Annotated in this window: 22 protein-coding genes and 1 other annotated feature; of the genes, 17 read left to right on the top strand and 5 right to left on the bottom strand. The window is 38.3% G+C overall.

From position 1 onward, the window contains the following. The first annotated feature begins 100 nt into the window (after nt 1-100). A complete protein-coding gene (locus IGI37_RS13120; RefSeq protein ID WP_438762421.1) occupies nt 101-982 on the top strand; it encodes a DMT family transporter in 882 nt (293 codons plus the stop codon). Nucleotides 983-1,041: 59 nt separating this feature from the next. Here IGI37_RS13120 and IGI37_RS13115 read toward each other — a convergent pair whose 3' ends face one another. Beyond that, the gene (locus IGI37_RS13115; RefSeq protein WP_438762420.1) at nt 1,042-2,028 is read right to left on the bottom strand and encodes a YhdH/YhfP family quinone oxidoreductase; all 987 of its coding nucleotides are present in this window, start codon (nt 2,026-2,028) and stop codon (nt 1,042-1,044) included. A 316-nt stretch (nt 2,029-2,344) separates the two neighbouring features. Between IGI37_RS13115 and IGI37_RS13110 the strand changes: the two genes are divergently transcribed. From IGI37_RS13110 to tnpC, 10 genes are all read left to right on the top strand, one after another. Then, on the top strand, nt 2,345-2,734 hold the full coding sequence (locus IGI37_RS13110) for a DUF1033 family protein (protein WP_438762419.1): 390 nt from the start codon (nt 2,345-2,347) through the stop codon (nt 2,732-2,734). Beyond that, entirely contained in the window at nt 2,655-4,730 is a 2,076-nt protein-coding gene (locus IGI37_RS13105) for a DNA topoisomerase III (protein WP_438762418.1), read from the top strand. The genes IGI37_RS13110 and IGI37_RS13105 overlap by 80 nt, the downstream gene beginning before the upstream one ends. 452 nt (nt 4,731-5,182) lie before the next feature. Further along, nucleotides 5,183-5,695 (top strand): hypothetical protein, encoded by a 513-nt coding sequence (locus IGI37_RS13100; RefSeq protein ID WP_438762417.1) that lies wholly within the window; start codon nt 5,183-5,185, stop codon nt 5,693-5,695. A 410-nt stretch (nt 5,696-6,105) separates the two neighbouring features. Next, nucleotides 6,106-7,527 (top strand): cytochrome ubiquinol oxidase subunit I, encoded by a 1,422-nt coding sequence (locus IGI37_RS13095; RefSeq protein WP_438762416.1) that lies wholly within the window; start codon nt 6,106-6,108, stop codon nt 7,525-7,527. Continuing rightward, nucleotides 7,524-8,540 carry a cytochrome d ubiquinol oxidase subunit II gene (gene cydB / locus IGI37_RS13090; protein WP_438762415.1) on the top strand — a complete coding sequence of 339 codons (1,017 nt, stop codon included), beginning with the start codon at nt 7,524-7,526 and terminating at the stop codon, nt 8,538-8,540. Before IGI37_RS13095 ends, cydB begins: the two co-directional genes overlap by 4 nt. Beyond that, complete coding sequence (cydD, locus tag IGI37_RS13085) at nt 8,537-10,258, top strand: thiol reductant ABC exporter subunit CydD (protein ID WP_438762414.1); 1,722 nt, start codon at nt 8,537-8,539, stop codon at nt 10,256-10,258. The genes cydB and cydD overlap by 4 nt, the downstream gene beginning before the upstream one ends. Beyond that, complete coding sequence (gene cydC, locus IGI37_RS13080; RefSeq protein ID WP_438762413.1) at nt 10,251-11,999, top strand: thiol reductant ABC exporter subunit CydC; 1,749 nt, start codon at nt 10,251-10,253, stop codon at nt 11,997-11,999. The genes cydD and cydC overlap by 8 nt, the downstream gene beginning before the upstream one ends. 199 nt (nt 12,000-12,198) lie before the next feature. Then, complete coding sequence (locus IGI37_RS13075; RefSeq protein WP_438762412.1) at nt 12,199-12,381, top strand: hypothetical protein; 183 nt, start codon at nt 12,199-12,201, stop codon at nt 12,379-12,381. 1 nt (nt 12,382) lies between these two features. Then, nucleotides 12,383-12,736, top strand: coding sequence for an IS66 family insertion sequence element accessory protein TnpB (tnpB, locus tag IGI37_RS13070; protein WP_438759491.1), 354 nt, complete (start codon nt 12,383-12,385; stop codon nt 12,734-12,736). Nucleotides 12,737-12,847: 111 nt separating this feature from the next. After that, a complete protein-coding gene (gene tnpC / locus IGI37_RS13065; protein ID WP_438762411.1) occupies nt 12,848-14,446 on the top strand; it encodes an IS66 family transposase in 1,599 nt (532 codons plus the stop codon). A 370-nt stretch (nt 14,447-14,816) separates the two neighbouring features. Here the strand turns inward: tnpC and IGI37_RS13060 are convergent, their stop codons facing one another. Further along, complete coding sequence (locus IGI37_RS13060; protein WP_438762410.1) at nt 14,817-15,743, bottom strand: helix-turn-helix transcriptional regulator; 927 nt, start codon at nt 15,741-15,743, stop codon at nt 14,817-14,819. An 88-nt stretch (nt 15,744-15,831) separates the two neighbouring features. Between IGI37_RS13060 and IGI37_RS13055 the strand changes: the two genes are divergently transcribed. Then, nucleotides 15,832-16,233, top strand: coding sequence for a transcriptional regulator (locus IGI37_RS13055; RefSeq protein ID WP_438762409.1), 402 nt, complete (start codon nt 15,832-15,834; stop codon nt 16,231-16,233). Nucleotides 16,234-16,379: 146 nt separating this feature from the next. Here IGI37_RS13055 and IGI37_RS13050 read toward each other — a convergent pair whose 3' ends face one another. Beyond that, on the bottom strand, nt 16,380-17,360 hold the full coding sequence (locus tag IGI37_RS13050) for a polyprenyl synthetase family protein (protein ID WP_438762408.1): 981 nt from the start codon (nt 17,358-17,360) through the stop codon (nt 16,380-16,382). 104 nt (nt 17,361-17,464) lie between these two features. Between IGI37_RS13050 and IGI37_RS13045 the strand changes: the two genes are divergently transcribed. Next, on the top strand, nt 17,465-18,367 hold the full coding sequence (locus IGI37_RS13045; RefSeq protein ID WP_438762407.1) for a prenyltransferase: 903 nt from the start codon (nt 17,465-17,467) through the stop codon (nt 18,365-18,367). Between the two features lie 15 nt (nt 18,368-18,382). Beyond that, nucleotides 18,383-19,591 (top strand): NAD(P)/FAD-dependent oxidoreductase, encoded by a 1,209-nt coding sequence (locus tag IGI37_RS13040; RefSeq protein WP_438762406.1) that lies wholly within the window; start codon nt 18,383-18,385, stop codon nt 19,589-19,591. A 68-nt stretch (nt 19,592-19,659) separates the two neighbouring features. Here the strand turns inward: IGI37_RS13040 and IGI37_RS13035 are convergent, their stop codons facing one another. Beyond that, on the bottom strand, nt 19,660-21,363 hold the full coding sequence (locus IGI37_RS13035; RefSeq protein ID WP_438762405.1) for a hypothetical protein: 1,704 nt from the start codon (nt 21,361-21,363) through the stop codon (nt 19,660-19,662). A gap of 84 nt (nt 21,364-21,447) precedes the next feature. Further along, nucleotides 21,448-22,926 carry an ArnT family glycosyltransferase gene (locus IGI37_RS13030; RefSeq protein WP_438762404.1) on the bottom strand — a complete coding sequence of 493 codons (1,479 nt, stop codon included), beginning with the start codon at nt 22,924-22,926 and terminating at the stop codon, nt 21,448-21,450. 136 nt (nt 22,927-23,062) lie between these two features. Continuing rightward, nucleotides 23,063-23,294: a binding site (T-box leader), on the top strand. Nucleotides 23,295-23,474: 180 nt separating this feature from the next. Between IGI37_RS13030 and IGI37_RS13025 the strand changes: the two genes are divergently transcribed. The 3 genes from IGI37_RS13025 to IGI37_RS13015 are packed head-to-tail and all read left to right on the top strand — an operon-like array spanning nt 23,475 to nt 25,608. Beyond that, a complete protein-coding gene (locus IGI37_RS13025) occupies nt 23,475-24,116 on the top strand; it encodes an amino acid ABC transporter permease (RefSeq protein WP_438762403.1) in 642 nt (213 codons plus the stop codon). A gap of 11 nt (nt 24,117-24,127) precedes the next feature. Further along, nucleotides 24,128-24,760 carry an amino acid ABC transporter ATP-binding protein gene (locus tag IGI37_RS13020; RefSeq protein ID WP_438762402.1) on the top strand — a complete coding sequence of 211 codons (633 nt, stop codon included), beginning with the start codon at nt 24,128-24,130 and terminating at the stop codon, nt 24,758-24,760. A gap of 20 nt (nt 24,761-24,780) precedes the next feature. Next, nucleotides 24,781-25,608, top strand: coding sequence for an amino acid ABC transporter substrate-binding protein (locus tag IGI37_RS13015; protein WP_438762401.1), 828 nt, complete (start codon nt 24,781-24,783; stop codon nt 25,606-25,608). Nucleotides 25,609-25,643: the final 35 nt, after the last annotated feature.

The following is a 25,643-nucleotide window of genomic DNA, read 5'->3' as shown; positions in this document are numbered from 1 at the left end:
TTACATAATAGTGATAAAAATCGTGAGAATATTCATAGTATTTTTTGTTTTATTAAATTTATAATAGCATAAGTGATAATTTGAATGAAAGAGGGAAAAAATGAAAAATAAAGGAATTCTCTATGCAAGTAGCGCAGCGAGTTTTTGGGCTATTTCAGGAATTGCCGGACAATTATTGTTTGAAAACTATGATTATGAGGCAGCTTGGTTGGTATCCACACGATTGTTTTTAGCAGGAATCATCTTATTAGCCATGGCAAAATTCGGTTTGAAACAAAAAATATTTGCACCGCTAAAACAGAAGTGGAGTCTAGCTTCACTCTTGATTTTTGCCTGCTTTGGCATGTTTACTGTTCAATACACCTATTTTAAAACAATCGAGGTCAGCTCAGCATCATTTGCTACGATTATTCAATACACTGGGCCGTTTTTTGTCATATTCTATAGCTCGCTTAAGAATCGGCAACGACCTTCAATAAAAACGATTGGCTTATTAGCTCTAACAGCGACCGGCGTTCTGCTAGTTGCCAGTAAAGGAGAGCTGAGTCGACTAATATTCTCTGGCGAAGCCTTATTCTGGGGCATCGGTTCAGCGATTGCTTTAGCTTTTTATTCAATTCAACCACAAAAATTAATTCATACGTTTGGCAGTTTACTGACAGTTGGCTGGGGAATGCTGTTAGGAAGTATTTTGGCAAACTTTGTGCAGCCCATCTGGCTCTTTAAAGGTAAATGGAATTTGACGGTCTTTTTCTTATTACTTTTGGTCATTGTCTTAGGGACAGCTGTCGCTTATTGGATTTATTTATCAAGCTTACGGTATATCACACCTACTTTGGCCAGTACGCTGACCGCTTTTGAGCCCGTCCTAGCAGCATTATTCTCATTAATTGTGTTTAAAATGGGCCTGACAGCTGCTGAACTCATTGGCTTTCTACTCGTTTTATTCTGTATCTTATTTGTTCAAAAAGAAATGACTTAAAAAGCACTACGAATCGATTGCCAAATTTCGGCAGCCGACTCGGAGCGCTTTTTTACTGTTTATAATTTTACAATGGTTCTTCCTAAATGTTGCCCCGCTTTTAATGCTTCAATTGTTAGAGGCAAATCAGCTAAGCTTATTTCATCAGACAGTGTTGTGTTAGTCACATTCCAATCAGTTGCCATCTTTTGCCAAACTGCTGGACGTTCTTCAATAGGGACATTAACCGAATCAATGCCTAAAAGGTTAATTCCGCGTAAAATGAAAGGCAAGACAGTCGTTGCAAGCTTAATCCCGCCAGCATTTCCACAAAGACTAATACTCCCGCCATAATGGATAAAGGGCAGTAAATCAGAGGCAACTTGACCACCAACTGTATCCAAAACAAAATGGAATCTTTGTTTATTTAAAGGCCGTTTTTGGTCCGCGAACTCACTTGGAAAAACAACCTGATGTGCGCCTAACGATTTGGCAACTTCGATTTGATTCTCTTTTCGAACCATGGCTGTAATTGAAGTGAAGCCCATTTTTGCAAAAATTTGAAGCGCGATACTACCCACGCCACCTGTAGCACCGGTTACAAGAATATTTGGTTGATCTTTGACAGATAAGCCATACTTTTCTAACGCATTGATTGATAACGCCGCTGTTAGGCCAGCTGTGCCAAAAATCATGGCGTCTTTTAATGTTAACTGTTCAGGTAGAGGAATAACCCATCCTGCTGGAACACGCGCATACTCTGAAAAACCACCTGTGTGACTCATGCCAACCGCAAATCCTGTAACTAAAACTTCTTGGCCAACTGCATAATTGGGATTCGTCGATTCTACAATCGTTCCACTAAAATCAATACCTGGAATCATTGGATAGTCACGGATGACCCCGGCATTCTTTTGAAGAGCTAACATATCCTTGTAGTTAACAGATGAATAAGCGATCTTAATTAAAACGTCTCCTGTTGATAAATTCTCAATCGTTGTTTCTTCAATAGCGGAGACAATCTGTTCGTCGTCTTCTCTGACAATTAGTGCTTGAAATGTTTTCATAAATACGCTCCCTTTTGTTAAATAAGTTTCAAATGACAATCTTTCTACTCAAAAATTACCATGTTCTCGAAACACTGTCAATTATTGACGAGAAGAGAAAACTTAGCTACTCAATGGATTGAGAAAAACAGCATAAGTTTTTTTAACGATGGCGCTGTTTTGTGATAAACTATTCATAGACTATGGATAGTTTTCAACAAACAGTAGAATAGGAAGTTTTTTTAAATAAAGAAACTTTTTTCACAAATCAAATTCTTGCAACTTTTTATAAAAGTGACTAGTATGATGTGTATCAAGGAGAAAGTGAGGGCCAGGAATGTACCAAGTAATCGTAATGTATGGTGATAATGAGCCGTGGTGGTTTTTTGAAGACTGGCAAGCTGATATTGAAAAGTGCGTTACTTTTCAATCACTGGACTCCGCACAAGCATTTTACAAGGAACAATGGCTAAAGTTACATTCCCAATATGCATATATTAATGCGAAGAGTAACTTTTTATGCGCCTTTTGGGTAGAAGGCGATGAACGCTGGTGTGAAGAATGTGATGATTACCTTCAACAATATAAGGGGTTAGCATTATTGAAGGATTATCAGCCTATTTCAGTTGAAAGCGGAAAGGAATTTTATGAAGCAACTAATTCTAGCGGAAAAACCAAGTGTTGCCAAGGACTTGAGCAAAGTCTTGGGCGCACAGCAAAAGCATAAAAACTACTATGAAGGACCCAAAGTTATCGTAACCTGGGCCCTTGGTCATTTATTAGGGCTAAAAATGCCTGAAGATTTAAAAAAAGAATGGCAAACATGGCAGATGGAAACATTGCCAATGATTCCACATAATTTGGGCATTAAACCTTTGCCAAAAACAGGGCATCAGTTAAAAGCCATTAAACAGTTAGCCAATCGAAATGATGTCAACGAAGTGGTCATTGCAACAGATGCAGGAAGAGAGGGTGAACTGGTCGCTCGCTGGATTTTAGAATATGTGCATTTTAATAAGCCAGTTAAACGATTATGGATTTCTTCTCAAACAGATAAAGCAATCAAAGAAGGCTTTAGAAACTTGAAGCCAGCTAAAATGTATGATGATTTGTATCAGTCTGCTTTAGCTCGCGCCAAAGCAGATTGGCTCGTTGGGTTAAATGTGACACGGGCATTGACAGTTAAGTATCAAGATAATTTATCAGCTGGTCGAGTGCAAACACCCACTTTAGCACTTGTTCGTGAGCAAGAAAAGAAAATCGAACAGTTCCGTCCACAAACTTACTTTACTATTCAATTGGAAGCACAGACACAAAAGGTAACAATGCGTCAAAAAAATCCTTATATCTTTAAGGAACGAGATAAGGTTGAGGCCTTCGTAAAAGAGTTAAGCAAAAAGAATGGGAAAGTCACAAATATTGAAGAAAAAACAAAGGTTGAACCTGCGCCGTTACCATATGATTTGACGGAAATTCAAAGAGAGGCCAATCAACGGTACAATTTTTCAGCTAAAAAGACACTTTCTCTAGTACAAAGCCTATATGAAATTCATAAAATTGTGACCTACCCGAGAACAGATAGTAAGTATTTGACTAGTGACATGAAAGCAACAATGAAAGAGCGTCTTCAAGCAGTAAGTGATTTTTCACCAGAAGTTAAAACCTATTTAAAAAAAGGGGCTGTCGTGAAACAAACGAAGGTTTTCCAAGATAGTAAAGTCACGGATCACCATGCTTTGTTACCTACTGAAAAAGCAGCTCGTTATGAAAAATTGGATAACGATGAACAAAAAATTTACCAGATGATTGTGCAACGATTTGTCGGCTTGTTTGCTGAACCGCATAAAACACAACAAACCAAGGTAACCGTTCAATTCGGACAAGAAGTCTTTGTCTTTCAGCAAAGCCAAGTGATTGAGGCAGGCTGGAAAAAAGCAGATGAACAGCCTAAACCTCTTGTAAAATGGCAAATGGGACAAAGTGTTCCAGCTAACTTTGCCATCACAAAAGAATTGACAAGCCCACCTAAACCACTGACAGAAGGTAGCTTATTGGGCTTAATGGAAAAATATAGTCTAGGGACACCCGCAACTCGAGCAGAGATTATTGAAAAACTAATCAAATCCGAGCTGATGGAGCGAACAGCTAGTGGACTACAAGTCTCTCAAAAAGGCAAACAGCTGTTAGAGCTTGTTAACCCATCCTTAGTGACTCCAGAATTGACAGAAAAATGGGAGAAGGATTTAGAGGCGATTTCAAAAGGGAAAAAATCTGCAACGACTTTTATTAAAGAAATCGAAAAAGAAACGCAACGATTAGTCTCCGAAGTCAAGAAGAGTGAGCAGAAATATCAAGACTTTTCTGTAACCTCCAAAAAATGTCCAGATTGTGGGAACAACTTACGAGAAAAGAATACGCGAGATGGTAAAATCTATGTCTGCACCAATCAAGAGTGTAGCTACCGACGTCGGAAGGACCCAAAAGTTTCGAACCATCGTTGTTCACAATGCCATAAGAAAATGGAAATTATCGATGGCAAAAATGGTTCTTTCTTCAAATGTAAATTCTGTTCCATCACAGAGAAAATTCCTGATAAAAAAGAACGAAAACAAAAGTTAACCAAACAGGAAGAACGACGCTTGATGAAAAAATATTCGCAAGCAGAGGAGCCAGAAGAAAGTCCGTTAGCACAAGCCTTGAAAGCGGCACTTGAAAATAAATAGAACGTGAATTCATCTTATGACCAGAAGGAAATTCATCAAGCGATGAGGGCTCTCTGGCAAACCCATAGATACTAGACATAAAGGAGCATAGGACATAACTTTTGGTTATGTTCCACGCTCTTTTTATCCGAATAAACGATGGGTACAAAAACAGCTCCATCTTCATTCCGCCCCATCAATTTCTACGCATGAGATATGCTAGAGTTGGAGGTTCGGAAAATAAGCTGAAATTGCTGTGAAACACTATTTACAAAGTAAATAGATGTAGAACAGTACCTACCTGGTCACAAAAATTTGAAGAGCGCCACATAGGAATCAGTATCGAAGGAAGTTTTTCGTATTTCTTGCCGTTTTCGTGAATTCCTTCTTGGTTACCGGAGTTAGACACTTCTGTCCCAAGCGCGTTCTAGTTTTATCATGTTACAAAAGATGAATACACGAAAGGAGCAACTATGAATAAAGAAATCGGGCGGTTAACAAGAAAACAGCAGATAAAAATAATTCTGCAATTCTGTGGTTGGAATTCCACAAGAAAAATAGCGAGCATTAAAAGTGTCCTCGCATATTTCAGAAATAAAAAATTCGAAGTGAACGAACCTATTGAACGGTGGTTACAAACTTATTTTGAGATAAATAGTGTCGTTTATATTGGTAGAGATGATTTATATGACGGACAACCTGTCTATCAATTTGTCTATCAGTTTACACTTGAGCAATCCGAGTTAGTTGAGAATACACAAGATTTTAAAGATATTCTTCAGTTCTCTCAAGAACAATGTCTACCTCTAGGAACCTTCGGATATTATTATGATGGCGTTGTAGCGATTGGACTATCAGGAACACTCTACATAAAACATGATTATTCAGAAGACGTAGCTAAATTTGACTCTATGACAGATTTGATTTCGTATGAATTAAGAACTATAGAAAAAATAACTGCTATTTCTAATACATCTAGTTTATAAGATTATGAACCTATCTCAATACAAGAAGTCAATTGTCGCACATTTTGATTCCTAATGAGAGGGTATTCCAAGTTCATTTTAGTTGTTCTAATTGAGAACTTAAGCTAATATGGAGAGGGAGTTTTCTAAATAATTGATCTGTTTTTAATGAAGAGAAAGATATCTTGTGAAATAGAGCATTTGTCTAAGAGTAAAAGTCTCGAGGTAGATGTCTCACAGCTGAAGTGACACTTTTCTATTTTTTGTTTACTTCTATGCTAAAAATCTTTGAGATTTCAATTTTCCAGAGTATAATTCCCAATGGAACGTGCAATTATTCAGTAAACTTTCTTTTTTTCATACGTTTTGAAAATTGCAATTATTATTATTTTCTTTTCTGGACAGAAGAGAAACAAAAGGAGGAAACACATATGGATATTGTGACATTAGCACGCTTTCAGTTTGCGATGACAACGGTTTTTCATTACTTTTTCGTACCGTTTTCAATCGGAACTGCACTAGTCGTGGCTGTCATGGAAACCATGTATGTGGTCAAAAAAGATGAGCAGTACAAAAAGTTAGCAAAATTCTGGGGAAATATTTTTCTTTTGAGTTTTGCAGTAGGGGTCGTAACAGGTATTATTCAAGAGTTCCAGTTTGGAATGAACTGGTCTGATTATTCACGATTTGTTGGTGACTTATTTGGCGCCCCTCTAGCAGTAGAAGCCTTGCTAGCCTTTTTCTTAGAGTCAACATTCCTTGGTTTATGGATGTTTACTTGGGAGAAGGTCAATAAAAAGCTTCATGTATTATTCATTTGGTTAGTCACATTTGGTTCACTTATGTCAGCGTTTTGGATTCTTGTTGCGAACAGCTTTATGCAACATCCATCTGGCTACACATTAAATAATGGCCGAGCAGAAATGAATGACTTTGGTGCGTTATTGAGTAACCACCAAGTTTGGTACGAATTCTCTCACGTAATTGCTGGTGCGATTACGATGGGTGGGATGATTGTCGCGGGTCTTGCCGCTTTCCAACTGCTTAAGAAACAGCGGAAAGATCATATTTTCTTTAAAAAATCAATGCGCATTGGTTTGGTCATTTCTTTATTAGGTTCTCTAGCTGTTATTGGTGCAGGGGATTTACAAATGAAAGCTTTGATAGAAGATCAACCAATGAAGTTTGCAGCGATGGAAGGTTCTTATGAGGATTCAGGAGATCCTGCTGCATGGACTCTGATTGCTTGGGCAAACGAAAGAGAGCACAAACAAGTTTTCGGGATTCAAATTCCATATATGTTAAGTATTCTTTCTTACAATAGTCTATCTGGTTCTGTAGATGGGATGGATACGGTCAATCAAAAATTAATTGAACAGTATGGCGATGATAAGAATTATTATCCGCCAGTCAACACTTTATTCTGGAGCTTCCGTATTATGGCAGGATTCGGGATGTTAATGTTACTTGTATCAATTTTAGGCTTGTTCTTTACTCGGAAGAAAAAACCTATATTATATGAAAAACGGTGGATGTTATGGGTGGTTGCACTATGTACGTTTGCCCCATTCCTATCAAACACATTCGGCTGGTTAAATACTGAGCTGGGGCGTTATCCTTGGACGGTTTACGGTTTATTCACCATTGAAGATAGTGTCTCACCAAACGTTTCGGTCGCTTCTTTACTAACGACCAATATAATTTACTTCCTATTGTTCTCAACTCTCGGTGCAACAATGATTTACCTTGTTCGCCGTGAATTGAAAAAAGGACCTGATTATGAAGAATTAATGTTAGCAGAAGAAAATCAACCTTCAACTGATCCATTTGATAAGGAGGAGTTTGACCTATGAGTTCTTTACAATTATTATGGTTCGTTTTAATTGGTGTGCTATTTTCCGGCTTCTTCTTTTTAGAAGGCTTTGACTTTGGTGTCGGAATGTCTGTTCAGACGTTGGCGCACAATGAAGACGAAAAAGATCAGATTGTTTCAACAATTGGACCTGTTTGGGATGGTAATGAAGTCTGGTTACTAACGGCAGGTGGGGCGATGTTCGCTTCTTTCCCTTACTGGTATGCTTCATTATTCAGTGGATATTACTTAATTTTGTTTATCATTTTGTTCGGCTTAATTATTCGTGGTGTTTCGTTTGAATTCCGTCACAGAATGCCTATTGAAAAGAAAGGAACATGGAATTGGACCTTATCAATTGGGAGTTTTCTAGTGCCCTTCTTTTTCGGTGTTTTGTTCATCAGTATGATTCAAGGAATGCCTATTGATGCAGATGGCAATATGACTGCGACATTTGGCAATTATATCAATCCTTTCTCACTTGTGGGTGGGGTTGCCTTAACATTACTTTGCTACCTACACGGACTAAACTATATTTCATTAAAAACAACGGGTCCTGTTCGTGATCGTGCAAAAAATTATGCACAGCTTCTTTACTGGGTATTATATGTTGGTCTAGTAGTCTTTGCCGTAATGATGTACTTCTATACAGATTTCTTTGATAACAAATTCTTCTTAACATTCGGCTTATTAGCGCTGATTGTTTTGTTGACAGTGGTTGCAAATGTTTCTGTATTTAAGAAAAAAGAGATGCTGGCATTTTTAGCAAGTGGCTTAACTTTAGTGGTCTTAGTTGTTTTATTATTCACTGGTTTGTTCCCACGTGTTTTAATCAGCTCTAACGGATCAGAGTTTGACTTGTTAATTAAAAACGCCTCATCAAGTCCTTATACATTAAAAGTAATGAGCTACTTGTCTCTTACTTTATTACCTTTTGTGTTAGCTTATACGGGCTGGGCGTATTATGTCTTTAGAAAACGAATTAGTCACAAACCAACGGAGGTTCATGGATGATAGATCGAGCAATCGTCAAACTTCCAGGAATGAAAAAGATGCTCGGATTGCTTGCAGGACTCGCTGTTCTGCAGGCAATCTTTATTATTGGCCAAGCCTACACGATTGCCACAGCCATCACCGGATTATGGGAGGGCGGCACTCTATCTGAGCAAATCAATTGGATTGTTCTGTTTATTCTTGTTTATGCAGGGCGACATTTTGTGACGTTCTTACGTGACAAGATGTTAGATAACTATGCCTATAAACAAGCTCGTGATTTGAGAAATCAATTACTTCAAAAGATTTTTCGTATGGGGCCACAAGTCGTTCAACAAGAAGGAACTGGGAATATGACCACGATGGCTTTAGATGGCATTACTCAAGTGGAAAACTATATTCACTTGATTTTGGCAAAAATAATGAACATGATGATCATTCCTTGGATTTTATTAGTCGTTATCTTTTTATTAGATTGGCAATCAGGTGTTGTCTTACTAATTGTCTTTCCGATTATTATTATTTTTATGATTGTGTTAGGCTATGCTGCACAAAGTAAAGCGGATAAACAATATCAAGCCTTCCAAGTGTTATCCAATCACTTTATTGATTCCTTACGTGGGATTGATACCTTAAAGTTATTTGGTTTAAGTAAAGGCTATGGAAAGAGTATCTTCCATACGAGCGAACGGTTTAGAAAAGCCACAATGAGTACGCTAAAAATTGCGATTCTATCGACCTTTGCGTTAGACTTTTTTACCACCTTATCTGTGGCCGTCGTAGCTGTTCTACTGGGCTTGCGTTTGATTAATGGGATTATCTTACTTTTCCCAGCATTGACCGTCTTGATTTTGTCTCCTGAGTATTTTTTACCGATTCGAGACTTTTCAAGTGACTATCATGCGACATTAGATGGCAAAAATGCGATGACAGCCGTTCAGGCGATTCTGACACAACCAGAAAAAGAAATTGTCCAACAAGAAGTTGGCTCTTGGCAAAAGACAAGCAGGCTAGCTATTGAAAATCTTCAATTTAGTTACGGGCAGCAGCTTGCACTAGAAGAACTTACTTTTTCTGCAGAGGGTTATACGAAAATTGGTATTATTGGGATGAGTGGTTCTGGAAAATCAACGCTTATCAATATACTTAGTGGCTTTTTACATCCAGATGAAGGACAAATTCAATTATCAGCAAGTCAACTAGATTCATTTGCCCAAAAATCTTGGCAAAAACAACTGATTTACATTCCCCAAAATCCATATATCTTCCAGCTTTCATTGAGAGAGAATGTGGCTTTTTATCATCCTGAAGCAAGTCGAGAAGAGATAGATGGGGCCATCAAAGTTGCCGGTCTAAGTGAGCTTGTGGCTGAACTTCCTGAAGGGATTGAAACGCAGATTGGAGAAGGTGCTCGAACTTTAAGCGGGGGACAAGCGCAAAGAATCGCTTTGGCTCGTGCCTTCCTTGATCATTCGAGAAAAATTCTCTTACTCGATGAACCAACTGCTCATTTAGATATTGAGACAGAAGTTGAGCTGAAGGAACGGATGTTACCTTTAATGGAAGAACGCTTAGTGTTCTTTGCAACGCATCGTCTTCATTGGATGAAAGAGATGGATTATATCTTAGTAATGGAAAAAGGGCGGATTGTAGAACAAGGCACACTACAAGAGTTACAAGAAAAGGGCGGCGCATTTGTGCGTTTAAGTCAGCAGATGAGGGGGCGTACAAATGAATAAAATTGGCTTATTTCAATCATTAAAATCTGATACATGGGTCAAACCCTTCTTGAAAAAGTATAAACGTTCCTTGATTGCTGCGTTAATTTTAGGCTTTATCACCTTCTTTTGTGCAGGCGCACTAATGTTTACTTCGGGCTATCTGATTAGTCGAGCAGCCTCTCTGCCTGAGAATATTTTAATGATTTATATTCCGATTGTTCTGACACGAGCTTTTGGGATTGGCCGACCCGTCTTTCGTTATATTGAACGCTTGACGAGCCACAACTGGGTACTGAAAATGACCTCAAATCTGCGTTTAAAGCTCTATACGACCTTAGAAAAGGATGCGATTTTTTTCAAGCGGAACTATCGAACAGGGGATATTTTAGGATTACTAGCTGAGGACATTAACCATATCCAAAATCTGTATTTACGAACAATTTTCCCAACGATTATTTCTTGGTTACTTTACGTATTTATTATTATTGGATTAGGTCTGTTTTCGTGGTGGTTTGCTTTAGTCATGCTTTTATTGTTAGGGATTGTTCTATTCGTTTTACCGCTATGGTCTGTCTTAGTAAATGGTGCCCGTCAAGAGAAAGAAAAGCAGATGAAAAATCTTCTTTACACGGATTTGACGGATAATATCTTAGGCGTTTCTGACTGGATTTTCAGTCAAAGAGGAAAGGCTTATGTTGCACTACACGAAGAGGCTGAAACTGAGCTTCGCGAAACGACCCAGAAACTAAATCGTTTTGACCGGAAACGTGATTTTCTTTTACAGATGATGTTCGGTGTCATCACAATTGTTTTACTTGTTTGGACAAGTAGTCGTTTTGAAGGAAATCATGGTGGCGCGGCTAACTGGATTGCAGCCTTTGTTCTGAGTGTCTTCCCTTTAATTGATGCCTTTGCACCACTGCCAGCCGCAGCACAAGAAACAAATATTTATAAAGACTCTATTGATCGTTTAAATAACTTACCTGAGAAGGCAGAAACAGAAGTAATGGATACAACGGTAATTGAAGGCGCGTTGACGATTCAGGTCAAAGATGTCTCATTCAATTATCCAAATACCACCAAAGATGTGCTAACGCATCTCGATTTAACGATCAATGCAGGTGAGAAACTAGCCATTTTGGGACGAAGTGGCTCAGGAAAAAGTACGCTGGCTTCCTTAATTCGTGGAGATTTACTGCCGACAGAAGGGGAGATTACTCTAAATCACATGCCGACCGGTTCGTTTGGAGATGAAATCACTAATTACATTGGTGTGATACATCAGACACCGTATTTGTTTCATACAAGTATTCTTAACAACATTCGGATAGGCAGACAATCTGCCACAGATGAAGAGGTCTGGGACGTACTTGAACGTGTCGGCTTAAAAGAGATGGTTAAATCCTTACCGGAGGGCTTAATGACCATGGTCGATGAAGCAGGTCTGCGCTTTTCTGGTGGGGAACGTCACCGGATGGCTCTAGCAAGAATTTTGTTAAAAGACGTGCCGATTATCTTGTTAGATGAACCGACTGTTGGCTTAGATCCAATCACAGAACAAGCATTGTTGGAAACATTTTTCAATGAGTTACAAGAAAAAACGATTATATGGATTACCCATCATCTACAAGGAATTTCAATGATGGATAGAGTGATTTTTATTGAAGACGGTCAACTCGAAATGAGTGGCAGTCCACAAGAATTAGAGCAAACAAGCCCACGTTATCGTCATTTACAAGAAATTGATAAAGGTTTCTAACTGAACTTAAGGAGCATGGGACATAACTCAAAAAGTTATGCCCCATGCTCCTATTCTCTGAATAAACGGTGGGCACAGAAGCAACTCCATCTTCACGTTGTTCCGCTCTCAACAACGTAAGAGCCTAATAACTAGGTACCTATAATCAAGCGACACCTCCGGGTATACTTGGCTTATCAAGTAAATTGGAGGTGTTTGTTTGACCAAGACAAACGAAATTGTACCCATTCAGCTTCATACGCAGCCAGACCAGAAACAAAATCAGAAAGTAGTGAGTGCGAAGCTAGCTGCACGAATAAAAAGAAAAGATGGCTCTGAAATACATCTTTATAATGGTATCAGTAGTTATATTCTTGCCGCAGTGCTTAGGGAGTTGAGATGACGTGCTTCTTGATTTCACTAAAGTAAAGAACTTGTATATCGTCACTGGGAAAACAGACCTTCGTCGTGGAATTGACGGATTGGCGAGTCTCATCCAACAAGAGTACGAGCTAGATGTTTATTCAGATGCCCTCTTCCTTTTTTGCGGTAATCGATGTGATCGTTTCAAAATTTTGTATTGGGATGGTGACGGCTTCCTCTTATGTTATAAAAGGATTCAAGATGGCCGACTCAAGTGGCCTAGAAAAAAAGAAGAGGTTCGACAACTAACTAGTCAACAAATTCGTTGGTTATTTGAAGGGTTGGACATCGATCAACCCAGGGCGATAAAGCCAGGGAAAAGAGGCCAATTCTAATAGATAAAAACCGTAATAAACATTGATTTAATGCGGTTTTTATCTGTTTTTTTGTTCTGAAAAATGGTATAATAAAGGGAAGAAAAATAGATAGAATGGTGGTGGATTTTTTTGGATATATCGACAGATGTAAGTTCAACAAATAACGTTGAGATTGATGTAAATGTCTTACTTGAACTTTTAAAAAATCAGACTGAAACGATTGATTCTCTAAAGAAAACCAACCAAGCATTAACCACCGAAATTCAACTACTGAATGAAAAACTCAACTACTTTATGAATCGCCAATTCGGGCGCTCAAAGGAGACTATTTCCTCAGATGTTAGTGGTCAATTAAATTTATTCACAGAGGAACTCGAAGAGGCCTCTATATTTACCGTACCCAAAGAAGAAAAACCGGCCCCTGAAAAAAAGTCTAAAAGGAAGAGTGGCCAAAAAGCTGAGAAAATCGCGCACCTTCCTTTAACTGAAATACACCATGAACTTCCACAAGAAGAACGTTCTTGTGAACATTGTGGTACTCAAATGATTGATATCGGTACAACAAAATTACGTGAAGAGGTCCGATTCCATCAAGCAATGTTGGATCGATTGGCTCACATTCAACACACTTATTGTTGTAAGGCATGTGAAAAGGCAGATGTTTCTTCCTATAAGAAGGCACCTGTTCCTAAACCAGTCGTCCCAAATAGTTTAGGCTCAAACAGTATTATTGCGGAAACAATCCGTCTAAAATTCGGTCAAAAAAGTCCAGCGAATCGCCAAGAAATTTATTGGCGAGAAACACTCGGACTCGATATCTCACGCGATAATATGACAAACTGGCATATCAAAGCTTGTCATCATGCGTTAGATCCGGTTGCCGAACGATTCAAACATTATTTGAATCAAGAAGAGATTCTTCATGCAGACGAGACGAGCTATCAAGTGATTCAGAGTAAAAAAGCAAAAACCTATTACTGGCTCTTCTCAACCGGGAAACATAGTGCACAGCCTATTGCCTATTACCATCATGCAGAGTCTAAATCTGGGACAGTACCGAAAGAGTTTTTGTCTGACTTTAAGGGGTATCTTCATTGTGATGGCTATGCAGGGTATAATTATGTAACGGATGTGAAGCTCGTCTATTGCCTTGCGCACGCACGTCGAAAGTTTTTTGAAGCCATTCCAAAAAATGGTAAGGCCGAACAAACGCCAGCAGTTGTCGCTGTGAAAATGCTCGATATCTGGTTTGAGCTAGAACGTAACTGGAAAGAATACACCATTGAGAAACGCTTTGATAAGCGTCAAGGCTATCTGAAGCCATTAGTGAATAACTTTTATGAATGGTTAGATACGTTCGTTGCCGTCCCAAAATCGAAGCTAGCGAACGCCGTTGAATATGTACGGAAGATACGAAGCGGTTTTGAGCGAATCTTTGAGGATGGTCGATTGGAATTAAGTAATAATTTGGCCGAGCGCCACATAAAAGAGCTGGTGATTGGGCGAAAAAATTACATGCATTCCTGTAGCTTAGAAGGTGCACGAACATCAGGCGTGATTTTGAGTATCTATCGAACGGCAGTGGCTAACGGTCTCAACCCGATTCGGTATATAGAATTCCTATTTGATCGCGTGCCAAATATGGAGACTCTATCAGATGAAGGGTTAGATGCCTTACTTCCCTGGAAATCTGACGTTCAAGCTTTATGTACAACCACTTACAAATAGACCAAATAACCTAAGCTTAGTATAAGGCTTGGGTTATTTGGCGTGTAGGTACTATTTTATTGGGCACTTACTCAACAACTTCTACGCATGAGACATGCTAGAGTTGAAGGTTCGGAAATAAACTGAAATTCACAAAAATTTGAAGAGCACCACGTAGGAATCAATCAACATCGAAAGAAAGGCTTTCGTGTTTCTTGTCATTTTCGTGAATTCCCTCTTATTGCTGTAAAACACAACGAGTATGAGTTGATGTTGCACAGTACCTACTCGGTGCTGTAAAACACAACGAAGTATGAGTTGATGTTGCACAGTACCTCCCCGGTTCTCGGAGTTAAACACTTCTGCCCCAACCTCCTTAGTTTATGGGCTCTTAGTCGATGGAAGCCTCCTCGGTAAGAAGAGTCATTATCTGCGTAATTTCTTCTTTTAGCTCATTTCTTAAACTTTCTGGCGACAAAACATTTAAAGACTTACCAAAGGATAGAAGATAACGGATTAGCCATTCTTGATTTGGTAACAGGGTCTCTACGCGAACCGTCTGTTTATCTTTTTGTGTGATTGTCTCATAGTCAAATTCATCATATACACGATAAAAAACCTCTTTTGAGAATTCAAGAATTACAGGGATTTTTTCCTGTTCTCTGTTTGTTTTAGGCAGCTCAGGAAGAGCCGCTTCTTGCGGTTGAAAGGGCCTATCTGTCACAAAGATGTCACTCATTCGATTGACTTTAAAGTATCTGAATTGATTGGCTTCTAAACACAGCGCCTGAAGATACCATGCTTGAGACTTAAAGACTAATTTGTAAGGCTGCCCCCTACGCCGTTTAGGGGACTTGCCTGTACTCACATATGTAAATTCAATTTGTCGCTTAGCCAAGATACTAGTTTTTAATAAGCCAAATTTTTCATCAGCAGAGGTCGTTTGCTGCCAGGTAGAAAAGTCAACCTCCAACCAATCATCAAAGGTTGATTGAAACAGTGAGTGCAGTTTAGTGAAGGCCTGGTCACTGATCTGTGGATTGATCTTTCGGGTTCCTTTAAGGGCAAGCAAAAGATTATTTTGTTCCTCTTCTGACAGGAGGACTTTTGTCAGAAGAAAATTATCTAGTAAATGAATCCCACCATTTCTCCCTGTTTGCGTATAGATGGGGATACCTAAGCTACTCAATTTGTTGATGTCTCTATGAATCGTTCTGCTAGAAACCTCAAAGTGTTCTGCAAGCTCCGTGATAGTGGCTTTATTGTTATTGATGAGATAATAAATGATGCCAAATAACCGATGGGTACTCAAATTCACGCTTCCTTTCATCTATCTTATTAATTATGACATAGGGTGTCAGGGTTTCTATCGTATCATGAAAGTAGATTAATGAGGAGGAGAACACATGAAATTTTCAATTTTAAAATCAGAAAGAACCAATAATTTTACAGATCCAGCGATTCAAACTAAAATCTTATCACTATGGGAGATAAATGCTTCAACCGTTCAGGAGACGTTTGAAAAGGGCGGAACAATTGTTTGTGTCTATCATGCGTATCAAACAAATTATAAAGGGGACTATTCTGTTTCTTTGTGTCCAGAAGAGGTAGCTGACGGAATCTTTGACACGACGAAGTATCAGTGGAAGGAATACATTGTCGACTCTGACGATAAATTAGGCGTGATAAACACCTGGCAGAAGATTTGGGCAGAGGAGGACAATCAGCAGATCAAACGAGTCTATGACTTTGATTTTGAGCAGTATAAAGCAAACGGTGAGGTAAGTATTTTTGTCGCGATTGATTAAAAGTTAACAAAAAGAGGTAGCCAAAAAAGACTGGAAGAAAGTAAGCCCGGACCCTAGACTTAACGTCTTAGGGGATACAGGTCTGCTATCTATCAGTCTCTTTCTATCAATAAATAAAAATAGAGCTTTTGTTCATAGATGGCCGCTTAATAATCGCGACCTAATAAGTCCGAGGTTAGTTGTTTAATCATTGTTTTTCCTGGGCTATCAGGAAGCTGTTCAATCTCAGCCAAGGCTTTTTCGGTGAACTCGAGCGCAAACTCTTTAGCCTTATCAACCCCGTCATATTCCAACACAAGGGTACTGACTTCGTGTGCTTCTTCAACTGTAATCGATTCTCTTTTATCCAAATAAGGCGCAAATACTTCAGGATGTTCTTCTTTTGCTAACAAAAGAGGTAAGGTATACACTCCTTGAGCCAAATCTTCTAGCACTGGTTTTTTTAATTTTTCAGTATCTGATATATAATCAAGGATGTCGTCATATACTTGAAAAGCTACCCCAATATTTCTACCTATTCTACCTGCTAGCTGTTGGGTGTCTGCGTCAGCTTTTCCAAAATGAGCACCTTCAATACAGGCTAACCAAAAGAGTTCAGCGGTTTTGCCGTTGACACTGCGAAGATAATCATTAAGTGTTTGATTTTGATCAAAACGAACATGCATCTGATCCAATTCGCCAAGAAGGAGTCTTTTCATTGAACGTGCATTGGTATGTAAGAATTCAGAGCCATTCATAGCATCAGACAAAAGATCGAAGAAAACCGTGAATAATAAGTCGCCTGTATAGACAGCCACATCTTTTCCATATTCAGATTGGACTGTAATAATCCCACGACGCAGTGGGGAATCATCAATGACATCATCATGAATCAAAGTCGCCATATGCAAAATCTCTAGTGAAGTCGCTACTTTAATTAGTTGGTCTTCATTGTGTTGGGTTTTATCGCCGACCTCAGAAAATAATAAAAACAGAGCCGGTCGTAGCATTTTTCCTCCTGCTTGAGTCAGGTTCATCAACGCTTCTTGTATCTCTAAATTCCTAACTTGTACTTGAGACTCAATCAGTGAGCATACGGCTTTGAGTTTTTCTTGTATTGTAGGATAATTGTTCCAGTAGTCTAGCATAATGTAATCCTTTCAAATAAACTAATCAACAGTGTTTATTTTACCTCAGGGAGCCAACATTGACTAGCGTAATGCCTAAAATTGTAAAGAAAAGTGGTTGTGAGATGAGTTTATCTGTATTTTTGGAATTAGTAGAATTTAAAGCTAAGACAGCGAGTGTTTTTCCGTTTTTTATTGGTTTATGTTATAGCTGGTATAACTATCAGTCTGTCCATCTTTTTTATGTCTTTTTATATTTTGTTGCCATGTTCATTTTTAATATGGCTGTTGATATTCTTGATAATTATAACGACTATCATCATGCGACAGATGTCCATGACTATAAAGAAAAAACAAACATCATCGGTCGAGAGAATCTATCTTTAAAGCTTGTCTTTCGATTAATGGTGGGGATGATTTTGGTTTCTGCCCTCATCGGGATTGGCCTATCATTTGTCGTTGGCTGGCCCTTGTTAGTTATGGGTATCTATTGTTATTTAGTGGGGATCTTTTATTCTTCTGGACCTAGACCATTATCTAGTCTACCTTTAGGAGAATTTTTCTCAGGGTTTACGATGGGTTTCATGATTTCCTTGATTTGTGTCTATTTAAACACCTATGAATCGTTTCAATGGACTTTTGAAACAGTTGGAGGGATAATTTTGATATCACTTCCCAATACACTTTGGATTGCAAATTTGATGCTAGCCAATAATATCTGTGATGTCGAAGAGGACGAAAAAAATCAGCGCTATACACTCGTTCACTACTTAGGAAAGCCACGTTCAATAAAACTTTTTGTGTTATTTAATGTGTTAGCTTTACTTAGTTTGGTGTTGGCAGTCGTCTTGAAACTTGCCCCGATATGGATGTTAGCAAGTTTTATTATATTGCCAATTGTTCTCAAACAAATCCGGCTATTTTTAAAGAAACAAGAGAAACAAACAACCTTTATTTGTGCAATTCGGATATTAGCGTTAGGTGCATTTGCCCAAGTGTTTAGCTTCTTAATTGGGATCATATTATAAGGAGAGCGAAGTACCATGACAGAAATAGTTATTTTAGGAGCAGGGTATGCAGGTTTGCGGACATTAAAAGAACTACAAAAAAGTAAAGAGGACGTTCATATTACCTTAGTTGATCAAAATACGTATCATTTTGAAGCAACTGACTTACATGAGGTCGCCGCAGGAACACAGTCAAAAGAAAAGATTACTTATGAGATTAAAGACGTTGTGAATTCTGAGAAAACGACTTTTACACAAGCCAAAGTTCAAAAGATTGATCGAGACAATCAAAAAGTAACACTCGATTCAGGTGAATCCCTTTCTTATGATTATCTAGTGGTTGCTTTAGGCTTCCAATCAGAATCATTTGGTATCAAAGGCGTCTCAGAAAATGCCTTAGAAATGGTTGATGTGGACTCAGCAGTCAAGGTTCATGAACATATCAAACAAATGATGCAACAATACGCAGCCACAAAAGAGGAAAACTATTTGAAAATTGTTGTTTGTGGCGCAGGCTTTACGGGTATCGAATTATTAGGTTCTTTAATCGAAGGCAAAAAAGAATTTGCTCAAATTGCGGGTGTCTCACCTGAAAAAATTCAAATCTACTGTGTAGAAGCAGTCACTCGTTTACTTCCAATGTTTGATGAAAAACTAGCGGATTATGCAGTCAAACATCTAACTGATTGGGGCGTTCAATGGCGAACAGGCAAACCAATCAAAGAAATTAAACCAGGCGTTGTCGTGTATCAAGAAAATGCAGAAACTGGTGAAACCAAGGAGCTCGCCGCCCAAACAATTATTTGGACGACAGGTGTCAGCGGCAGTCACGTCATTGGTGAATCGGGATTTTCAGAACGACGTGGCCGTGTAACAGTTAGTGCAGACTTAACTGACCCCGACCATAAAAATGTTTATGTTATTGGGGATGTCTCAGCAGTGATGGATCCAGAAACAAATCGTCCTTACCCAACAACTGCACAAATCGCTTTGAAGATGGGAACAATGTCTGCTAAGAACATTCTTCATCAACTTAAAGGAGAAAAAACAGAAGGCTTTACCTTTAAATCTCAAGGCTCGGTCGCATCTATTGGTAATACTCATGCACTAGGTTTAGTTGGAAAAAGTGCGGTGAAAGGTTACCCTGCTTCATTTATCAAAAAAATGATTATGAATAAATCCTTACTTGAAACAGGTGGTATCAAAGAAGCTATGGCTAAAGGGCGCTTTGATCTTTACCATTAAAAAAATCAACAGAAACAGGCAAAAAGAATCTAACCAACTTTTTAAAGGTAGGAGACAAGTCAATCGACTCATCTCCTACGTTTTTTAATACTGGGTAGACTCACGAAAGTTAACAAAGTTAGTGCTGAAATCCATTGGCTGATTCGAATGATAATAGGTGCATGGTAGGCGATTACGACCTTCTGTGGTTTATCTAATTGAATCAAGAAGGTGCCACGTTCTGACTGTTCACTAGGCAATATTTGTCCCGACTCATCATAAACGTGGAGTCCAGGATACGCTACGATGGGTAAATCAATTGCAGAAGACTTTGTGAGTGACATAAAATTAAAGCTTGTTTGACCATTTTTCCACTCATAAGGCATTGGTCGCTCTTCTTGATTAATCCAGCCCTTTTTTGTGAAAATTGATTGTTCCTGTTCGGCAGTTAAGCCTTTGACAAAATAATCTTTGTTTCGATAATTTTGGAATCTTCTGGAGGTCAGTAACTCTTCATCAGAATGAAAGACAAAGGTTTTGTCTTGGTTTAACCCAGTAATCAGCTTATCTGTGCTATAAAAGCTGACTCCTAGAATACAAACGGTACCCAAAGCTAGAAAGAGCCACTTGTTCTTTAAAAGAGTCAGTCCAAGGTCTGTAAAGATAATGCTGACGAAAAACAGGCCGAAAACAAGCAAATAGACAGACAAACGAAAAGGGAACTGAATCGTTGAGACGGGTGTTTCTTGGAAAAATGACCAAGGAAATTTATTGGTTAACAAAAAACAAATGGCTAGTGAAATTAAGAGTAGTCCATAAAGTAGGGAATTATTCATTATGGGCAATTTCTTTTTGAAAAGAAAGAGACTCGCACCAACGCCTAAACCTAAAATTAAAACAGTTCCCATACTGGTATAAGATAACTCATTTTTTAAAGAAGAAAGAAGAATCGGCTTAATCCCATAGCTGCTGTTAATTAACGGGTATTTCAAAACAGAGCGAACGGGGAAATACGCTAACTCATAAGCGATTGGCACAATACTAGCAGCAGAGAGTAGAATCGTTATCACAGCAGATGAGACTAGCTGCCACATCACTGCTTTATTGATTTTTCTAGCGATTAATGAGCATACAAATAAAACAACTAGCATAACAATTGAGAGTATGGCAGAGAGTAGGTGTGTATAGGCTAAACCTGTTAGACCAAGAATCAGCCAGCTTTTCTTTTTTCCAGAATCAAAAACAAGGCTATAAAATCCGGCAAAAACAAGTGGATAAAAACTGATAGAAACGAATTCACCCAGAGCCATTCGTCCATAAAAGGCGTTGAGACGATAGGTAGAAAAGACATAAAGAACAGTGAAAACAATCGGTGCAATCTTTAGAAATGAAGCAGATTGATAGGTCTGGATAGTGCGATTGAGTACATATTTTGCAGAAATAAAACAGCTAAAACACGTGAATAAATTTAATAAAAAAACATATAAGTACAGTCCAGCAGTCAGTGATTTTGTACCCAGTGAAAAGAGCGCGATTGGGTAAACTGAAGTTAGCGAAGGATAAAAAAGATTTGCGCTATAAAGGATTTTAGGTTCGCCAAAAGCCGAGAAGTAGGCGGGTAGACCGTTTTCTTTGAGCTGCTCAATCATCGCGGTAATTCTCGAAAAGTGGAAGAAATAATCATCGCCTCCCGTTAATAGTAGATGATGGGCAGAAAAATCATAGACTGGTACTAAAAATAAAATTGAAAGGAGAATAAAAAAACAAATAAGTAAACGATTAGTTTTAAGCATGAGACACTCCTATATAAGTAAAATGACCAACAAGACAGAAAAATGTTACGAGCATATTTTTCTGTCTTGTTGGTTTGAGCAATGTTAGTTAAAGCCTCTTGGTTCGTTCATTTCCGTTATTGTCCGTTTAGCCAAAAACTTACGTGGCTCAAAGGATTCCCAAAAACCAGCAGAAACAATCGCTATCAGTGGGAACACAAAATAACGGTAGCGTGTTTGAATTTCAACAATTTGATGAACAAGTACATAACCAAAAATGATTAATAACAATAGGTAGAAGGCTTGTTTTTTACTTGTCAGTTTGAGAACCGCAAAGAAGGCGCCGATAATTAGAACATAATATTGCACCTTTTGAATCATAAAGAGTAAAATTTGCCGGATAGAAAAATTATCTTTAAAATCAGTTGCCCAAGAGATAGACGAATCAAAGTCATTCCACATTCGTTTGAACTTCTTGACCATTAATTTACACAAATCTAAAGGGTTCTTTGTTCGCTCTGTAATTAATTGTTTGGCGGCATCATCCCTTTGTTTTTGTGTCTCAAATCGATTGACCTTTTGATAATCTTCATTATTCCAGTGCCCTTCTGAGGAAAGATTTAAACCGAGAGCGAGTTTCCAATAAGGATTGACCGTTGAGATCGCACTATCTGCAGTAGTGACCTGTGTTTCTAGCAAAATCTTATCTGTGATCTTTCCACTTATAAAGAAAACAAGAGGAATAGTTAGCAAAAGGAGCAAAAAAGGAAATTTCTTTTTAATAGTAGGTAACTGAAAAAAGAGACCATAAAGGACAAGGGCAATAATCAAAATGGAGGCTAATGGGCGAGTCAAGTTGCCGATAAATAACAGAAACCCAACCAATGGAAACCAACGTTGACCTTTCAAAAACAGATAAATTGCAACGAGGAAAATGAAAAGCGCAACAATCTGGTTGGTTAAGACGGAGGTCAAAGCAATATTTGGCACATACAAAGCCACGAACCAGCCAGCTAGGAGCGCGACTTTTTTTGAAAAAACTTGTTGACCTATTTTATACGTCATAAAAACAGTTGCTGTGCTCCACAAAACATTTAATAGCTTTAGACCGAGAATACTTGGTCCGATAATTTTTATCATCAATCCCTCATAAAGAACAAATCCAAGTTGATAGGGAGAAACAACAAAATACCACATATCCTGCATAAACCCAAAGTCGCCTTTAGCAAATCGGACAGAAGCTTGATACATTTTAAGAAAATCTTGTTCGGGAGCCGTTTGAACAAACAGAATCCATAATAGCCGTAACAAAAGAGCGATTCCTATAAGCCACACGACCGAAGTGAGTTTCGCTCTATATTGAAGCAATAGCAGCCCCATGAATAATGTACCGATGATGGTTGTCGCAATCAGCAATAGCTCGCCGCTAAGAGTCAATTCAAAAGGGAGATAACCGTTATTAAAATAAACCAGACTAATCACTAAAATGCCAAGAAAAAAGAGGGCGGTCGCACCTAATAAAAAATATTTTGCTAAACGTACAAGAAACAAGGGTTCCTCTTTTCGCTGAATAAATAAATGCATACATAAGCTCCTTACTACAAATTAATATCCCTAGCATACCTCACTATTTTCAATTGAGCTAGAAAAAATGAGAAAATAATTAAAAAAGTAGTTGACAAAAGTTGAATAGTAGCGTAAATTAATAAACAACTTAAACATTTTGACATCGAAAAGACAAGTAACAGACGAAAGCTTAAAGAGAGTCTCTGGTTGGTGAGAAGAGATAGTCGTAGATTGTGAAACACATCTTGGAGTCGATTTCTTGAACAGAAGTAGGGAAATCCGGGGAGCCCGTTACAGCTGCGGTCATTGATTGATGACCAGATAAGGTTAGTCACTGCAAGGTGCTAACGAATAAAAGGTGGAACCACGTTATTAACGTCCTTTAGTCTTCTGACTGAAGGACTTTTTTTATCCTCTTTTAGGAAATCACTTTTCTGGTACTTCATGACTGATAGAGACTTTTCTTGTAAGAGAGAAGTGAACTGAGGTGGCACCACGTTTAATAACGTCCTCTTGGCTTAGGCTGAGTGGGCGATTTTTTGTTTTTAAAATAGGAGGAGAAAAAAATGGATTATGTAGTTAGTGTTATGCCCCAACTTTTGGTAGGAACGATCACCACAATTAAATTATTTGCTTTTACCTTACTAGGCTCTTTGCCTTTAGGAATTGTTCTCGCATTACTGTTATCAATTCCGTTCAAACCACTCAATTATCTATTACAAGCGTATGTGTGGGTATTAAGAGGGACGCCTCTATTGCTTCAATTAATTTTCTTCTTCTACGGCTTGCCTAAAGTAGGAATTGTGTTCGATCGTTTTGACGCTGCATTAATTGCTTTTGTTTTGAACTATGCTGCATACTTCGCAGAAATTTTCAGAGGTGGTTTACAATCAATTCCAGAAGGTCAATATGAAGCAGCCAAGGTTTTGCGTTTACGTCCGCTTCAAACGATTCGCAAAATTGTGATTCCTCAAGTAGTCAAAATTGTCTTACCTTCAATCGGAAATGAAGTCATCAATCTAGTGAAAGATTCTTCATTAGTGTACATCTTAGGCTTAGGTGATCTGATGCGCGCAGGAAAAATCGCTATGGAACGTGATGCGACTTTACTTCCATTGTTAGGGGTAGCCTTGATTTACCTATTAATGACGGGAATTTTCACCCTAATCATGAAACAAATTGAAAACAAATTAAACTATTATCGTTAGGAGGGCTAAACATGATTGAATTAAAAAATATCAGTAAAAAATTTGGTAATAAAGAAGTCATCAAAAATTTAAATTTAACGATTCCAGATGGGGAAATCCTAGCAATCGTTGGTCCTTCAGGTGGCGGGAAAACAACGCTACTCAGAACCTTAGCAGGGTTAGAAACGATCGATAGCGGAACGTTCCTTCAAAATGGGAAAGCTTTTAATCCAACTGAAACAACGGAACATGAGCAAGTGGTCGGGGTCGTCTTTCAAGATTTCCAATTATTCCCACATCTTAGTGTTTTTGATAATATTTCATTGGCACCAAAAATGGTCTTAAAACAAACGAAAGAGACCTATACACAAAAAATTCAAGAGTTAGCCCAAACCTTGGGCATCAGCGAGTTATTAGCGAGTTATCCCTTCCAGTTATCTGGAGGCCAAAAACAGCGAGTGGCGATTGCTCGTGCACTAGCGATGAACCCTAGTGTGTTAGCGTATGATGAACCAACCAGTGCGTTAGACCCAGAGTTAAGACAACAGGTACAAAGCCTGATTTTATCATTAAAAGAAGAGGGCGTAACACAAATTGTTGTCACTCATGATCTAACATTTGCTAAAGCAATTGCAGATCAATTATTAGAAGTATCACCAAAATAAAAAAAGCGGAGGAAACAAACATGAAAAAATTCGGGATGAGTTTGGTAGTAATGGTAAGTATTTTATTTTTAGGCGCATGTGGCAATTCAAAAGAGGCAAAAACGGATGCCAGCAAGGACTCTTGGGAAACAATCGAAAAGAATAAAAAAGTGATTGTCGGATTAGATGATACCTTTGTTCCGATGGGCTTTAAAGATGAAGCAGGAGAAATTACAGGCTTTGACGTGGAGTTAGCCAATGCTGTCTTCGATAAATACGGTATTGAAGTTGAATTTCAATCGATTGATTGGTCGATGAAAGAAACAGAATTAGAGAACGGCACAATTGATTTGATTTGGAATGGTTATTCAGTGAATCCAGCACGAGAGAAAAAAGTTTTATTTACAGATCCTTATATGAAAAACGAACAAGTATTGGTTGCTTCAAAAAAAGACAAAATCAATTCTTTTGCGGATATGAAGGATAAAAAACTAGGCGCTCAAGAAGGTTCCTCAGGCTATGAATCCTTCACAAATCAGCCAGAAGTGTTACAAGATATTGTTGCAGACCAAGATGCGGTGTTGTATGCAAGCTTTAGTGAAGCCTTTATTGATTTGGAAAGTAAACGAATTGACGGGTTATTAATTGATAAGGTTTATGCCAATTATTATTTGACGCAAAATGGAAAAATTGATGATTATGCAATCCTCGATGGTGAATACACAGTTGAAGCCTTTGCTGTAGGGGCCAGAAAATCAGATAAAACCTTAGTCGAAAACATCAATAAACGGTTTAAAGAGTTACAAGAAGATGGAACTTTTGCAAAAATCTCTGACAAATGGTTTGGCGAAGATGTTGCGCCAAAATAAGACTCCGCGTAGTTGATGCTTGAGAACGTATACGA

This window comes from Enterococcus sp. AZ194 (genome assembly GCF_051713825.1).
Classification (GTDB): domain Bacteria; phylum Bacillota; class Bacilli; order Lactobacillales; family Enterococcaceae; genus Enterococcus_K.
Note: the sequence above shows the minus strand (reverse complement) of the source record. Positions and strands in the feature narration are given on the sequence as shown.